General features: G+C 43.7%; 11 protein-coding genes. 2 read left to right on the top strand and 9 right to left on the bottom strand.

Annotated features, from left to right (window positions below; all coding sequences use genetic code 11):
* Nucleotides 1-206: 206 nt before the first annotated feature.
* The 6 genes from ACM0OP_RS06735 to htpG all read right to left on the bottom strand — a co-directional run bounded on the left by ACM0OP_RS06735 (nt 207) and on the right by htpG (nt 9745).
* The gene (locus ACM0OP_RS06735; protein WP_414527627.1) at nt 207-890 is read right to left on the bottom strand and encodes a pilus assembly FimT family protein; all 684 of its coding nucleotides are present in this window, start codon (nt 888-890) and stop codon (nt 207-209) included.
* A 25-nt stretch (nt 891-915) separates the two neighbouring features.
* Nucleotides 916-1857, bottom strand: a complete 942-nt coding sequence (hpsC, locus tag ACM0OP_RS06730; protein ID WP_414527626.1) for a hormogonium polysaccharide secretion pseudopilin HpsC — start codon at nt 1855-1857, stop codon at nt 916-918.
* 104 nt (nt 1858-1961) lie between these two features.
* Nucleotides 1962-2699 carry a hormogonium polysaccharide secretion pseudopilin HpsB gene (gene hpsB, locus ACM0OP_RS06725; RefSeq protein ID WP_414527625.1) on the bottom strand — a complete coding sequence of 246 codons (738 nt, stop codon included), beginning with the start codon at nt 2697-2699 and terminating at the stop codon, nt 1962-1964.
* A complete protein-coding gene (gene hpsA / locus ACM0OP_RS06720; RefSeq protein WP_414527624.1) occupies nt 2696-6817 on the bottom strand; it encodes a hormogonium polysaccharide biosynthesis protein HpsA in 4122 nt (1373 codons plus the stop codon). Before hpsA ends, hpsB begins: the two co-directional genes overlap by 4 nt.
* Nucleotides 6818-7295: 478 nt before the next feature.
* The gene (rpmB, locus tag ACM0OP_RS06715) at nt 7296-7532 is read right to left on the bottom strand and encodes a 50S ribosomal protein L28 (protein WP_414527623.1); all 237 of its coding nucleotides are present in this window, start codon (nt 7530-7532) and stop codon (nt 7296-7298) included.
* Nucleotides 7533-7780: 248 nt separating this feature from the next.
* A complete protein-coding gene (htpG, locus tag ACM0OP_RS06710) occupies nt 7781-9745 on the bottom strand; it encodes a molecular chaperone HtpG (RefSeq protein ID WP_414527622.1) in 1965 nt (654 codons plus the stop codon).
* 280 nt (nt 9746-10025) lie between these two features.
* Here htpG and ACM0OP_RS06705 point away from each other — a divergent pair, with 280 nt between their 5' ends.
* Entirely contained in the window at nt 10026-10253 is a 228-nt protein-coding gene (locus tag ACM0OP_RS06705) for a hypothetical protein (RefSeq protein WP_414527621.1), read from the top strand.
* Between the two features lie 41 nt (nt 10254-10294).
* Here ACM0OP_RS06705 and clpB read toward each other — a convergent pair whose 3' ends face one another.
* Entirely contained in the window at nt 10295-12949 is a 2655-nt protein-coding gene (gene clpB / locus ACM0OP_RS06700; RefSeq protein WP_414527620.1) for an ATP-dependent chaperone ClpB, read from the bottom strand.
* A 174-nt stretch (nt 12950-13123) separates the two neighbouring features.
* Nucleotides 13124-13558, bottom strand: coding sequence for a lactoylglutathione lyase (gloA, locus tag ACM0OP_RS06695; RefSeq protein ID WP_414527619.1), 435 nt, complete (start codon nt 13556-13558; stop codon nt 13124-13126).
* A gap of 353 nt (nt 13559-13911) precedes the next feature.
* Between gloA and eno the strand changes: the two genes are divergently transcribed.
* Nucleotides 13912-15201, top strand: coding sequence for a phosphopyruvate hydratase (gene eno, locus ACM0OP_RS06690; protein WP_414527618.1), 1290 nt, complete (start codon nt 13912-13914; stop codon nt 15199-15201).
* Nucleotides 15202-15297: 96 nt separating this feature from the next.
* Here the strand turns inward: eno and argC are convergent, their stop codons facing one another.
* A complete protein-coding gene (gene argC, locus ACM0OP_RS06685) occupies nt 15298-16356 on the bottom strand; it encodes an N-acetyl-gamma-glutamyl-phosphate reductase (protein WP_414527617.1) in 1059 nt (352 codons plus the stop codon).
* Nucleotides 16357-16587 lie beyond the last annotated feature (231 nt).

Raw genomic sequence — 16587 nt, 5'->3', positions numbered from 1 at the left:
TTTTCTCAAATTATTGCCACATCTCATCTTGAGCCACCTTGTCACCCGTTAAGTTTTTATCAGCAGCTTTATAGCGCAATTTCTCAACAGATGAATTATCTCATACTCCCCTCCTCACCTGCGGGGAGGGGTTGGGGGTGGAGTTTTTCAACAAACCTTATATATACTTATTATCTGATTTTGATGTTGTTATAGCACCAGTTCAATTAATTACATTGAGCATCACTCTCGGTAGTCATAGAACCTAAAAGAGTCTTGACAATTACACATCGCTTCATATCACCAGGTGATGCCGCATTTCCATTATTTGGGATAACTACAGCAATTTTCAACCCAGGTGTTTCTCCATCTCCATCTTCTGCACCAAATTCAGCATTTGGTAAACTTCCTAAATAGTCAAAGGTAATAGTTTGAGGATTATTGGTTAAAAAATCGTAACTCGGATTTAAAGCTCCATTCGTATTATTACCATTCATATTAGTTAAAAGAGCAATTTTTCCAGGTTGAAGTCCTAAATCTGCTGTTAAATTCTGCCAATTATTTGGAGTTGCACCTCGATTAACTGAAAATTCGGTAATTATTTGGTTGTTGACAGTCCGATTTCTAAAACTAACACTGTAATCAGCTTTATTGCGTACAGCTTCTCGGTGTGCTTGCTGTAAAGCCGACAAAATCGCACCATTAGCCTTATTTACCCGTTGGCGGTTGATAAAACCCAGCCATCCCGGAGCCGAAATAGCCGCTAAAACAGCAATCATAATTGCCACAGCGATCATTTCTATCATCGTAAAACCAGCATCTTGCTGATTCTCCTGAGATATTTTGATATTTTTACCAGCCAAATGCAATAAATTAAGATGCAACTTTTCTCTTTTGTAATTAGTAGACATAGCTTACCTCTTTAATCTCAAAAAATTATCTAAACAGGAAGCCGCGCCCTTGAATCCTCACACTGCTTGTGGGAAAATAAGTTCTATTAGCGGCAACATAGTCAATATTATTGTCTCGGATACGAGCCATAGCATTACCCCGGATAAATACCTGTGCAGTGACACTTTCCACATCCACACAAGCATAAAACCCTGTCATATTCCCTGGTGTAACTGGAGCATTATCAAACCCAGCCGGACAAGTTGCAGCTGCTCCTACAGGATTTGGAGTCTGATCAATATAGTCGGTTAAAACTGTTAGTGGATTGGTATAGGGTGTAGGATGTTTTACCCATCTGTTCATCGCCTGCTCCAAGGTTCCCACCTCTTCTAACTGTTCTGTAAAAGAAGCAAAACCAGGATCGGGACAATGATTAAGAGCAACATACAGGACATTCGCATCATATCCTGGACAAGACACACCACCACTTCTAGCGGCGACACCATCTCTAATGCTCCATCTCCCAATGCGAGATGCTCTTGACCAAACATTATTATTATCTTTAATTAAATAGTACGCCACCAGAGAGTACACAAAAGCATCATCTCGACTATTATTTGTTGCTGTTGGTACTACGTCACGAACTAAATCTCGTTTCCAAAAAACTAGGACTGGTAACTTTGTGTTATCGTTTGCATAAGGTAATTGAGTCCGTATCTCATTAACCCCAGCAGAATCATAGACATAAATTGCTTGTCTTAAATCACGAGAAATATAATTGAGTGCAGTTTGAATTTCTTGCTCAGAATTAGATTTAGCTTGCTCGCGGCTATCCCTATTCACCACATTCACCATAAAGCCTAATAATGGTGTGATGATTAAAGATGCAATTACCGCCGCCACTAATAATTCAATGAGAGTAAAACCACCTTGTTTTTGGGTAACTTGAGAGCTTTTTATTTGGCTCTTCATTAGAAACTTCAACATCTTCATAATTATGAACGTCTCCCTATTTAGTTAGTAGTTAGGACTTTAATCCTAAAAAATGTAGGAGGGATAAATCCCTCACTACAAACCTATTTTTTCGTTAACTATTGACAGTCTTGAGTATTGTTATTAGCATCACGTGCTATCCCCAGACGCTGACATAAATCCAGAAAGGTAGTGTTGATGTTGCCAATATCCGCAGCCCTTTCAATCAATGGCGCTTGTCTAGTCCGCAGTCCTTCAGTTACGCCAGATGCTGTATTGTTCTGAGTATTATTACTAGCTAACAAAGGTCTAGTAAAATCCACATCTCCGCGATAAACCCGCATCACTAGCCGATAACCCGCATTTGCTGTACCTTCATTTCCTTGCACTACAATTTGTCGGGCTTGAATATAAAACTCCTCAAAGGGGCTTTCGGAAGTACAAGGAGGAGCAACAGGAGCAGGATCAGCCGGATGACAAACGCTACCATCTGCTTTTACCAGATACAAATTAGTGGCATTTGTTGGTACTGGCATATTTGCGGGAGTAACTAGATTGTCTTGCAACTGTCTAGGTTGACCGGCGGTAGCTGTGGCTATGGAAATTCTGTTGGCCGCATTAGCTTCACCCGGTATTGGAATTAAGCCAGCTTTCAAACCATCAATGAATGTATTTGTGACTTGAGCGGCTTTTTCTATCCTTCGAGACTGAACCCGCGTACCTGTAGACATTACTAAAATAGGAGAGATTCCAGCCAATAAAATGGCAACTACAACTATGCCTAAGAGTGATTCAACAATCGTAAAACCAGAATCACCGGCGGATGAAGTTGTTAGTTTTGGTTTGAATTTAATCATGACTTATCAACTAGTTGCAAGGGAGCATTACCAACAGCACTGGTTTCGTAGCCAAAGTCGAATATCCGAATTGGTCCAGTAGCAGTCCCTGAACCAGAATGAGCCAAGACTTGCAGACGACCATTTTGAAGTACTAAGCTACCATCACTAGCATTGCGTAAAAAAGCTATCCTTCTCAGAACATTGGTTTGTTCTGACAAGCAGCTGGCGGGAATCACATAACCAGGAGTAGGTAGATTTTGTGCAAGCAATTCTTCACGCAATGGTTCACGCCATTCTTCGTTGTCTTGATGGGCAAAACCAGTTAGAACCCTATTACTAGAATCGATCAGACTACCATGTATATACGCTGTAGTATTGCCAACGGGACTACCAGTACACGCATCAGCTCCTCTAGTTTGTATCTGCCAGTTAAAAGGATCGTTGCAATATGCTTGTGGAGTTACGCCAGTGGGTGCATTGTCTGGAAAGCAAGCCTCTGTTAAATAGGGCGCTCGTTTAATCCTGAGATCAACGGGTGTGACAAAGTTACTTAAGTAAGAACTGAAGTCGTTACCGCCTCTTGGTCTTCCTGTTGCTGGGTCAACCCAACTTCTGCGTCGAAATGTTGGAGGTACTATTGGCTGAGGTACTATTGGCTCAAGCCACTCATGTGTGGCGTAGTTATTAAATCGTGAAAATTGGTCTGTGAGTATGGGGCTGGTGTTACCGCCTGCATCTCGAGGAAAAGCGGCAAAATCGGGATAATTATATAGATCACTCCAATCATAATCACCTTCGTTGCGGAATCCTTCTCGATAACTTCCAGAAACTAAAGTGACAACATCCGCTAACACAGTTGCAGGTCGCCATTCATCACCCACAGTACAAAGGGGGAGTCTGGGGTCATTTCGACGACAAGCAAAGTTAGGATTTAGTGTGCTGCGACTGTAGAAATTATTCCAATTATTAGCAGTGTCGAGTGCTTCCGTGAACTCTTGTTGAAGACCGTTGTTGTTGCGATGTATATTAAACTCGCCTTTAATATATGTGGGCAAGTTTGTTGCCAAGATGAACCCTTTTTCCGCATCTCGGTAATCTTGTTGCCGCCACAGCCTTTCACCATTGACTAGCAAAATAGCGTTAGGACGACGAGTGGGGTCGAGTATGTAGTCTAAAGCGCTTTTTTCTCGACTAGTGGGATCACTGCGATCGCGCAATGCGTCATCACGAGTAGCATAGATCAAACCGCTATTGGGTAGTAAGTATTCTTGAGTAGCGGCAGGTCCTGGACCAATGGTTGTAGTCCGAAGTAGCTGTAAGTCTAGAACTGTAGCTCTAGTTTCAATTGGTTGTCTGTCCTTAATAGGCAGATCATAAACAGTATTACCATTGAGACTATTCTGTTTAACTTCTCTAGGAGCTAAGAAAGTTACTTCTCTGATAGCACCATGAGGAATAGGGGGATTATTCGTGACAGGTGTAAAACTGCTATTGTATCTAATTTGCGCGGCGCACATTTGAGCATCAATAGCAGACTGCTCGGAAAGAGTCCGATTGGCTGGGGCTTTTGCTAAAGCTCTTGCTAATAACCCATCATCAATTGGACGCCTTACGGTCTGTCCTGGTTCTAGTGGATAAGTAAGTCGAGACTCATACTCTAGTAAGTCTCGATAAACACTGGGGGCTGCTTCCAGTGTGGGAGGTGGCGGATAGACTATACCGTTGTTGGATAGACGGTCAGGATTGTTAGGTTCCGCTTCCGTACCGGGTAAGCCGTTCCTATTGAGAGCTGTAGTGGCGTTAGTGGGAACATAAAAACTACTCACACAAGCTATGGGACGGGGATTTTGTTGATTGTACCCAGCCGATTTGTAGTGATACACTGCCGTAGCCCGCATTTGCAAAAATGGGGTTTCGACTTGTTCATCTATACCAGCCGTGCTGAGATCATCGAACATTTCACGCCATGCATAGCTAATGCGTGAAGGGTCTCTCTCTCGGGTGTTAATCAGACCGGCATACATCCAATAGGGTCTAATTCTGCCAAGCTGAGTCAGTCTACCAGGAGTGGCTGGATCAGGAGGATCTCTACCCTCTAATCCTGGAGGTAGTGGGGCTTGTCGGGCTGGATTTGTATCTGGCCAAACTGTTGTTACCATGCCAGAAAAACGAGAAGGTCTCCCAATTTCCTCTAAATAAATCCCAGCACCAGTAACCACTCGCAAACCACCAACAGGTTCTGTGGGGTCTGCTGGGACTCTAGCTGCGTCTAATTCCCATACTCCATCTCGTGCTGTAGAACCTACATCAGCTAATGTTTGCACTGTAGTCCGTCGGAAGCGGCCTTCAGTTGTATCGGCTGGCTGGTTCCATCTAATATTACTCAGTGCTTGAGTATCTTCAAAACCAGGTCCAACAAACCTATTTCTGTTGTTATCCCACCAGAGTTCAGGTAAATTATTACCTACTATCACCCTGTCACCTAGTTCCGCTTCTCTCCCCCCATTTCTCCTGATTTCATCTGGGGCTGAGGCTTTGGGTTCCATAGATTGAGCATTAACCCTGAGTGTTAACCCAGTAAATCCACCGCCATTGATACCGTTGTTAGGATTAGTGGGATAAATCCATCTATCATTGGGACGCAAACTTTCACCTGTACCCTGAAGCAGTGGACTGGGAGAAGGATCATTGCCATTAAAAGCAACTTCTCTGTAAGGTACACGGCGAGTACGTCTCTTAAAGTAAAGTGCTAGTTGTTCCTCACGAATATCAGCTAATTCTTCTGGGGTAAAACTTGCTAAACCTAAATCTTGCCGCCGCTTTTCAATCCCTTGTCTCACCTCAGATGGGTCACTATTTGCACCGTTAGCCATTTGAGCGGCGACTAGTCTTTCAATGCGGTCTTCATAGGCGAGGTTATTATAGGCTATCTGTCCAGGATTTTCGGTAGCTGAGTTTTCAAAACCCTGAGTGATAACAGGAGCAGTTTTGCCATTGTATAAATGAACTCTGGGTCTTGTAGCTGTGATATTGCTATTAGCTCCAGTGTTACCCATTGCTAAGTTACCACCAACAAAGATTTTGGCATTTCTAGCTTCGTAGTAACAAGAACTGTTAGCACTAACTTGGTGCATTGTTATCTGTCCACCATTCTGCCCAGTAGCCAGAAAGTTGCTGTTAGTGAAGATTGCCCCATTTAGGTTAAAAGTAGGCCCAGGAGAAAGTATGATGTCATCTTCATAAACAACAGCGTTGTTGTTGGGTGGGATTTGCAGTCTGTCTTGCTGATACTCTAGAGCAGCTATAGACTTGTTACCTTGGTACTGCTCGTAGTTGTTTCTTTCAGCTGCGGGAATTGAAGGATCTGTTTGTGGGTTATTTGTAATTGGTGCTGTAGCTGTATAGATAAAGAAGGATTTTCTTAACTCGTTGTTTTGTTGAATCCAACCTGTATTACCTACCAGAATAGCGCTCGTCCCATCACCACACACAGGATCTAAGTTCCCCTGAATCATGGGAGGAGTTCTCGCTTCTAAAGGAGTTCTCTGACGCTGATATTGATTAGTATTACTGTTCACAGGGGGAGTTCTAAAGTAAATCCCATACACTGTGAAACTATCAAATTTCCCGTTGTTGTCGGTATCAACAGGAAACCTCCAAGCAGTATCTAACTGTTGGTCGATCGCGCCTTCAGTATAGGTAAGTCGTAGTTGTGTTTCATCACCCAGGGTATATTCAGAGGCATTGACTGTGAGCAATTCGTATAATGCATCATCAGTTGGTGTCGCCCGTGGTAAGCGTCTATCTTCAAAGAGCTTGCTTAATTTGGCTCTACCCCGATCAATGGCTGGGGAGGCTGCTGCTAAAACAGCTTGATTCACACGGACGTTACTGGCATTTTGCGCCCGGTCATAGGAACGGTAGAGAATTGCAGTAGTCAAGAGAACTGCAACTACTGATACCATTGCTACTGTGGGCAACACAAACCCGGCGTTAGCAGAACTTGTCCTTTTGTTATTGAGAAATAAGGTTCGCAGTAGCCAAACCAGTTTCTTTTTGATCGCAGAGATAAAATTCTTGCTTATTTCGGGGATTTTCTGCTTAATTATCTTGACTAGATGGCGTTTTTTGGACATGGCGGCTTTCCTGTCAAGTGATTTTTACGATTAAATTGTTTTTTCATTAGTGATTTTTGCCTGTTAAGTGAATGGGCAGGCACAATTAATAATTTCTACCCTGCTTAACTAACTCCTCAGTAACTACCTCGTTAAAATTTCTTCAATGCTTGTATCAGTTATATCATGTATAAAGATTTTAGCTTTGAAGGAAAATACTGATTTTACGCAAATATTTAATTCATTGAGGGTGAAGTTGCTAGTTACGTGATGTTACTTAAAACTCACGAATCTAGATTTTAATTGCTTTGGCGTTTACCAAAGTCCAGCAGTCCAGCAATTTAACTTATATTACCCACTTTGAGTAAAAAATCTATCATCTTGAGGGGAGTGGGGAGTGTGGGGAGTGTGGGGGGTGTGGGGGGTGTGGGGAGTGTCAATATAAAACCTCCCGCCAGTGGGGAGGTTACTGTAATCCCTGTTCTGTGACTGAGAGTTTTTAGTATTGATTCAGGTTGATTCCAGCTTCTTTAGCCATTGCTTCTAGGCCTTTGGTTTCTAGGCTTTTGATGGCTTTTGTGGAAAGTTTCAGTTTCACCCAGCGATTTCCAGCAGCCCACCATACACGCTTGTTTTGCAGATTTGCGTGTTGTAGGCGTTTGGTACGGCGGTGTGAGTGGGAAATGGCGAAAGCATTGTTGGCTGTTTTACCAGTTAGGTCGCAGCGACGGGACATAATAACTATCTCCAAGTTTTTATTTAAATACAACCTTTCTATTGTAGTCGGTTGAGGAGGGACTGGGGACTGGGTATTGGGGATTGGGTATTGGGGACTGGGTATTGGGTATTGGGTACTGGGGACTTGGAGACTGGGGATTAGCGACTGGGGATTAGGGACTGGGGACTAAAAATCTTTCTTCCCACAATCCCCACACTCCCCACACCTCCGCCTCTTCCCCCTGCTCCCTGCTCCCCTACCTCTTCTTATTTGCTTGCTTGTTCTGTGAGTTTGGTTAGGACTTCGTTGGAACGCTCGACAAAGGATTTCATTCCTTCTGCGTCAAATCCTTTTTGAGTCATGAGGGCTAGGTCATAGACGTGTTGACAAATCATGTTTACCAATGGGTTGGTGGATGATTGACCGTCATCCTGAATAATACTACCTTGGTTGAGGTTGGTAAGGTTCTGAATTAGGGGATGGGCGGTATTCACTAACAAAATATGGTCTTCGGGAAAGTCTGCGTTCTGCTGTTGCATCATGGCGTTCATGTCTCGCAGGCGACGGAGAATTTCTGGGAGGAGTACCATTGCTGGTGGTGTTCCTTGGGGGTCGTCTGATTTTAAGGCTTCGGTACGGATGTTGAGTTTGGGTTTGTTGAGGGATTTCTCGAAGAGTTCTTTGATGGTTTCGCTCTTGGTTTTGTTGGTTTTGGGGTCAACGATTTCGCCGGATTTGTCTTGCTCTAGTAGGGTATCGTCTAGGTCTGAGTCTACACGGCTAAATTTAACGTCGGAATATTCCCGCTCTAGGAAGTTGATGAAGTGGGTATCAATGAAGGAGTCCATAAATAGGACTTCTAAACCTTGACTTTTATGCAGTTCTATGTATGTGGCTTGGCTGGTTTCGTCGGTGGCGTAGAATACGCGGTTTTGGTGACGTTCTTGGTTACGTTCTAGGTATTCTTTGAGGGTGGTGTAGGGTAGGGTGGATGTGTTGGAGGGAATATCTGCCCATGCGTCGCCTTCGGCGGTCTGGACTTCTACTGCTGGGGTGGGGGCTGCTTCTGGGGGTTTGGCGGTGCTGCGGAAGACGATGATATCTTGGATTTGTTTTTTAAATTTCTCGTCGTTGAGAACGCCAAATTTGACGAATGTTCCTAAATCTTTCCAGGCGGTGATGTATTGTTCGCGGTTGTCACGGTATAATTCTTTAAGGCGATCGCCTACTTTCTTGGCTATATAATCGCCGATTTTGCGGACTGTGCGATCGCCTTGTAATGCACTGCGAGACACATTCAATGGAATATCTGTGCTATCAATTACACCCCGCATCGGCATGAGAAATTGGGGGATAATTTCTTCACAGTTGTCACTGACAAAGACTTGATTGCAGAATAGCTTGATTTGCCCTTTGGTCACATCCACATCCGGGCGCATTTTGGGGAAGTACAAAATCCCGTTGATGATAAAGGGGTAATCAGTATTTAAATGCACCCATAACAATGGTTCTTCTTGAAATGGGTAAAGGTAGCGGTAAAATTCTAAGTAATCTTCCTGAGTCAGGTTATTAGCAGACTCGCGCCAAGCGGCTTTTTGCTGATTTAATACTTCGCCTTCCAGTTTAATGGGTACTGGCATGAAGTCGCAGTATGTCTTCACCAGATTTTTAATTCTGGCTGCTTCTAAAAATTCTTCCTCTTCTCCTTGGAGAAAAAGAGTAATAGTAGTACCGCGAGTGGTGCGGCTAGACTCACTTAAGGTGAAGGCTGGGGAACCGTCACAAGTCCAGTGGACAGCTTGCGCCCCTTCTTGATAGGAGAGGGTATCAATTTCTACTTTCTGCGCCACCATAAAGGAGGAGTAGAAACCTAACCCAAAGTGACCAATTATCGGTTGGTCTGATTTGCCTTCATATTTGTGAATAAATTCTTCCGCACTGGAAAAAGCTACTTGATTAATATATTTCTTGACTTCTTCGGCTGTCATCCCAATGCCATTATCAGTAATAGCTAGGGTCTTTTGCTCTTTGTCGATGGTGATTGTGATTTCTGGTTCACCGATGTCTCCAGAAAATTCCCCGGCGCGGGATACCATATTTAATTTCTGGATGGCATCAACTGCATTGGATACCAATTCCCGAAAGAAAATTTGATGGTCTGAATAGAGTGATTTTTTGATAATTGGGAAAATATTTTCAGTATGAATACTGATTGTGCCTTGTTCTAGCATGATTGTTAGTTTTGATGTTAAGAACTGAAATTATGATTGTGTGCCAGTTGAGGGATAAACCCTGACTGTGGTAGAAGGTATGATATGGCTGGGGACTGGGGACTGGGGACTGGGTACTAGGAACTTTCCCCCCCTGCTCCTTTGCCTCTTGGTATGTCCTAACCTCCTTGGCGGTTGCTATACCATTTAGAATCTTAAAGGCTTTGTGTGGGCGATCGCACCTAATTTTCAGCATTGTTTGCCGCCACACTGTGATTCGGATTTCCCTACCCTGGATATAATGGTGAGAACTCAAAATGAAATTATCAAACAAGGCTATGATGCTTTAATCAAGTCTCTGGGCGTTGCTGATACTATTCGGTTTATGCAATACTTCCATCCGGGGAAAGGAGACTATACTAAAGAACATCATCAATGGCTAGATGAAAAAACTTTGCCCAATGTCTTGGAAGAATTACAAGCATTAGCGGCAGAGGACAGCCATCAATACGAGGAAATTATTGAGTAGGTTGGTGGTAGAGAGGACTGAAGTCCCCACTACGAGCTTTTTTATTCTAAAACTTTGACGGAAGAGGGTGAGACGGTGACTTTTAGAGGCTTGGTTTTACTAAAGGTTAAGCCTTGTTCTTGTTTGTCGATGTAAATTGTGTCTCCAGAGATAAATGTATTCTCTAATAATTTGGTGGCGAGGGGGTTTTCTACTTCTCGCTGAATTGCCCTTTTTAGAGGACGTGCGCCATAAATGGGATCATAACCTGTCTCTACGAGGTAATCACAGGCGGCGGCGGAGATGTCAAAGGAGATTTTTTGCTCTTGTAGCAGTTTTTCTACCCGTTTTAATTGAATGCGGATAATATCGCGCATTTCAGTACGGCTGAGAGCATGGAAAAGTATGATATCATCAACGCGGTTAAGAAATTCTGGGCGGAAGTGCGATCGCAAAGCATCTGTTACCCTTGTCTGCATCATTTCATACTTTGTATCATCCCCAGAGACATCTAAAATATATTCGCTGCCAATATTGCTAGTCATGACTATGACTGTGTTACGAAAGTCTGCTGTACGACCTAGACCGTCAGTAATGCGACCATCATCTAACATTTGTAAAAAGATGTTAAATACATCCGGGTGTGCTTTTTCGACTTCATCCAGTAACACCACGGAATAAGGCTGGCGGCGAACAGCCTCAGTCAGTTGTCCTCCTCTTTCAGAATCTACATAGCCTGGAGGAGAACCAACTATTCGCATAACCGAATTTTTTTCCATATACTCAGACATATCCAAACGGACTAAAGCATCTTCTGAATCAAAGAGAAACTGCGCCAAAGCACGGGCTAATTCAGTTTTACCTACCCCTGTGGGTCCCATAAACAAGAAGGAACCAATGGGGCGACCGGGGTCTTTCATTCCCGCACGGGCGCGACGAATGGCAGCTGATACGGCGGTTACAGCTTCCTGTTGTCCGATGACTCTTTGATGCAAGTGATGTTCTAGTTGCAGGAGTTTTTGCCGTTCTGATGCTAGGAGGCGATTAACGGGAATACCTGTCCATTTGGCAACAATTTCGGCAATATCAGATTCTATTACCTGTTCTCGCAGTAATGTAGTCCCTTGACTTTGAATTTTTAACAGTTGGGCTTCTTTGGCTTCGCGATCGCGTTGCACACCTTCCAATTTGCCATACTTTAACTGAGCAGCTGTATTTAAATCATAAGCCCGTTCCGCTTGTTCAATTTGCACCCGCAAAGCATCTTCTTCTTTCTTTAAAGAACTAATTGCTTCTAATAATCGCTTTTCCCCTTGCCATTGTTCATTAAATTCCTGCTGTTTCACCGTCAAAGTGGAAATTTCTTGCTCAATGCGCTCAAAACGCTCCCTAGCTGGTGCAGTTTCCTTTTCTTCTCCCGCCAAAGATAGCTTTTCCATTTCTAGCTGCATCAAACGGCGATCGATTGTTTCTAATTCTGCCGGTTTGGAGGTAATCTCCATTTTCAACTGGGCTGCGGCTTCATCTACCAAGTCTATGGCTTTATCTGGTAAAAAGCGATCAGCAATATAACGGGCGGATAAAGTAGCAGCGGCCACTAAAGCCGAATCTGAAATTTTGACATTGTGGTGAACTTCGTAGCGTTCCTTTAATCCCCGGAGAATGGAAATTGTATTTTCCACACTGGGTTGATCCACAAATACTTGCTGGAAACGGCGTTCTAGGGCTGCATCTTTTTCAATGTGCTTGCGGTATTCATCTAATGTTGTTGCGCCAATACACCGCAATTCCCCCCGCGCCAGCATGGGTTTGAGTAAATTTCCCGCATCCATCGCCCCTTGTTGATTGGAACCTGCACCCACAACTGTATGTAGTTCATCAATAAACAGGACAATTTGACCGTTTGATTCTGTGACTTCCTTGAGAACTGCTTTCAGGCGTTCTTCAAATTCCCCGCGCAATTTCGCCCCAGCGATTAAACTACCAATATCTAAAGAAATCAACTGGCGATTTTTCAGAGATTCCGGCACATCTCCATTTACCATACGCTGTGCTAACGCTTCGGCGATCGCAGTTTTACCAACTCCCGGTTCACCAATCAGCACAGGGTTATTCTTACTCCGACGAGATAACACTTGAATCACCCGGCGAATCTCATCATCCCTACCAATTACCGGGTCTAATTTCCCAGCTTTTGCTTGTTCCGTTAAATCCCTACCAAATTTTTGCAGCGCTTCATAGCGAGATTCTGGATTTTGGTCTGTAACCTTTTGGCTACCGCGCACACTTTTAATATTCGCTTCTAACTGAGCGCTATCCACATTAAAACCTTTAAGTATCCGCCTGCCAATCCTTTCATCCTCAGCAAAAGCCAAAATAATATGTTCCACTGAAATATAAGCATCTTGCATCCTCACCTTAATTTCTTCAGCCCGGTCTAATAAAACATCTAAATGACGACCGAGATAAAGTTGATCACTTTTACCAACCTTTGGTTGACGCTGGGTAAAAGCTTCTAATTGTTGTTGCAAACGGATGGGATCAACTTCAGCACGGGCAAAGATCCGGATAGCTAAACTCGTCGGTTCTTGTAAAAGAGCAACAATTAAATGTTCAACATCTAGTTGCTGTTGTTGATATGCACGGACTATATCCTGAGATTTAACAATTGCTTCCCAGGCGGTATCAGTAAATTTATTGGGATCTGTAGGCTGCATTTTTAAGGATTTTAGATTTAGGATTTTCAGGAAACTTCAGGGCTACGGTGGAAACAGAAGTCTAAAAACTCTTCCTTGAGGTGGAAAATTAACCGCCGATTCACGCCGATGATAGGGAATTTGATTATATAACTTACTAGAAAGAACAGGCATATTGCCTGTCCTACAACAGGGTTATTTGCTTACTAGTTGTTCTGCTGATTCCTCTTGTGGGGCTGAATTTTGATTCTTTATTTGAATTAGTTCCACTTTATAGCCATCTGGGTCTTCCACAAAAGCAATGACTGTGGAACCGTGTTTCATTGGTCCTGGTTCTCTTGTCACTTTACCGCCGAGTTTCTTTATTTCGTCACAGGTACTGTAAATATCATCCACACCCAGAGCTATATGACCGTAGGCGTTACCCAAGTCGTATTTTTCTACTCCCCAGTTATAAGTTAATTCTATAACGCTGTTCTCACTTTCATCACCGTAACCGATAAAAGCTAGGGTAAATTCTCCGCCGGGATAGTCTTTTTTCCGTAACAATTTCATCCCCAGGACATCGCAGTAAAATTTTAAAGATTCTTCTAAGTTCCCGACCCGTAGCATGGTGTGCAGTAAGCGCATAAATCCTCCTGATGAGTTCTTTACTAATTTTAATATTTCTTGGGGACTGGGGACTGGGTATTGGGTATTGGGGACTGGGGACTAGGAAATTTTCCCACACTCCCCACACTCCCCACACTTCCCACACTTCCCACACCTCCCACACCTCCCACACCTCCCACACTCCCCTTAAAAATGAATAATGGAAAACTTGTTTAATCTCAGCCTACATAGTCCCTTGAAAGCCTATGCTAACGGTTGGGGTAGTTTACAGCTACCAGAAAAGTCAAAAAATTCAGCTATTTCCAGGTGACTGTTCAAACTTGGGTAGTGATTAATAGCGGAAACTTACTCACATAAAGGAGAAAGTACAAATGAGTAACATTCTAGATACTGCCATTGAAGCAATTGTTGCCCGTGAAATTCTGGACTCGCGTGGTAAACCAACAGTAGAAGCAGAAGTACATTTAGCCAATGGTGTTGTGGGAGTCGCACAGGTTCCCAGTGGTGCATCTACCGGCACTTTTGAAGCCCATGAACTCCGGGATGGGGATAAAAGCCGTTATGGGGGTAAAGGGGTACTCAAGGCAGTACAAAACGTGAATCAGGCACTAGCCCCGAAGTTATTAGGCTTGGATGCCCTCAACCAAGAACTATTAGACCGGACAATGATTGCTGTGGATGGTTCTGGGAATAAATCTAATTTGGGTGCAAATGCAATTTTGGCAGTGTCTCTAGCAGCAGCCAAGGCGGGGGCGGAATCTTTGGATATTCCCCTATATCGCTACTTGGGTGGACCTTTGGCGAATTTACTACCAGTGCCGTTGATGAATGTGATTAACGGTGGCGCACACGCTGCTAATAATGTGGATTTTCAAGAGTTTATGATTGTCCCAGTGGGTGCGCCTTCTTTCAAAGAAGCTTTGCGCTGGGGTGCGGAAGTATTTGCAACTCTCAGCAAGGTTTTGGATGACAAGGGTTTACTCACTGGTGTGGGGGATGAAGGCGGTTTTGCCCCCAACTTAGAATCTAATCAAGTGGCTTTGGAATTATTGGTGGCGGCGATTAAACAAGCTGGTTACAAGCCTGGGGAAGAGGTGGCTTTAGCGCTGGATGTGGCGGCTAGTGAATTTTACAAAGATGGACAGTATGTTTATGATGGTAAACCCCACACCCCGGCTGAGTTTATTGATTACCTCGGTCAATTGGTTGACCAATATCCTATTGTTTCCATTGAAGATGGGTTACATGAGGAAGATTGGCAGAGTTGGGAATTGCTGACCACAAAGTTAGGTTCTCGTGTGCAGTTGGTTGGTGATGATTTGTTTGTGACTAATGCTACTCGCTTGCAAAAGGGGATTCAGCAAAAAGCTGGTAACTCTATTTTGATTAAACTCAATCAAATTGGTTCACTAACTGAAACTTTAGAAACCATTGATATGGCTACCCGTAACGGTTTCCGTTCAGTAATTAGCCATCGTTCTGGTGAAACTGAAGATACTACCATTGCTGATTTAGCTGTAGCGACTCGTGCAGGTCAAATTAAAACTGGTTCTCTGTGTCGCAGTGAACGGGTAGCAAAATATAATCGCTTGCTCCGCATTGAGGATGAATTAGGCGATCGCGCCGTTTATGCTGGTACTGTGGGTTTAGGGCCTAAGTAGGGTGTGGGGAGTGTGGGAGGTGTGGGGAGTGTGGGGAGTGTGGGAAAATTTCCTAGTCCCCAATACCCAGTCCCCAGTCCCCAGTCCCCAATACCCTTACGGATAAAATCCTAGTTTGGGCAACCCCAAGGTTTCATCCCAGCCCATCATGAGGTTCAAACACTGTATGGCTTGACCCGCCTGTCCTTTAATTAGATTGTCAATGGCTGACATGACTATTACTCGACCTGTGCGCGGGTCAACTTCTAAACCGATGTAACACAAGTTACTCCCACACGCCCACTTGGTTTGAGGATAAACGCCACTTTCACAGATTCTCACCCAAGGGGCGTTACGATAAAAGGCTGTATAAATGGTAATTAAGTCATCTCTCACTAGTCCGGGGTCGCGGAGTGTGGCATATACTGTCGCTAAAATCCCCCGCACCATTGGGATCAGATGAGGAGTAAATTGAATGGTAACTTCGTGACCTGCTAAATCACTGCAAATCTGCTCAATTTCTGGAGTATGGCGGTGACGACCGACACCATAAGCTCCTAATGAGTTATCAGCCTCAGCTAGTAATAAGTTAATTTTACCTTGCCTTCCGCCGCCGGATGTGCCGGATTTGGCATCGATAATGGCGGTTTCGGGGACAATTAAGCCTTGTTTGAGTAAGGGTGACAGGGCGAGAAGGCTAGCAGTGGGGTAACAACCAGCACAGCCAACTAATTGAGCTTCGGCAATGCGATCGCGGTATAATTCGGGTAAACCATATACTGCTGTAGCAGCTGTGGTGCGATCGCTTCTTTGAGTACCATACCAATTACTGTAAGTTGTTAAATCACTGAATCGATAGTCTGCACTCAAATCCAGGACTTTACAACCTTTTTCACACAAAATTGGCGCAATTTGGCAAGCCAGACCATTGGGTAGAGAGAGAAATACTACTTCACAACGATGGGCGATAACTTCTGCATCTACCGCTTCTATTGGTAAGTTAACTAAATGAGCCAGATGGGGGTAGAGGTCGCCAAAGGATTTACCTGCACTACTCTCACCGCCTAAATAAACTAGTTCAATTTCTGGATGCTCCATCAATAATCTGACTAGTTGCACTCCCCCATACCCTGACGCGCCAACAATTCCCACTGGTACGCGTCTAAAATTACCCATAATAATCAAATCCTTATCTATTTTTGGTTACAAATATCAGCTACAAGATGCCAAGCACAATACACTACTAACCACAAATGGAATTTTTTCACTCCATCTGTGGTTGTGGCAAAATTCTACACTTTTAATTGGATATATCAACACCAATCTTAAAATATCAGCAATTTTTCTTTCCAGACCGAACCAAGCAGGAGTCCAGGCGGTAAGAGGGAAAAGAAAAAACTGGAATTT

This window comes from Nodularia chucula CCY0103, assembly GCF_963923915.1.
In the GTDB taxonomy this organism is placed as follows: Bacteria; Cyanobacteriota; Cyanobacteriia; order Cyanobacteriales; family Nostocaceae; genus Nodularia; species Nodularia chucula.
Note: the sequence above shows the minus strand (reverse complement) of the source record. Positions and strands in the feature narration are given on the sequence as shown.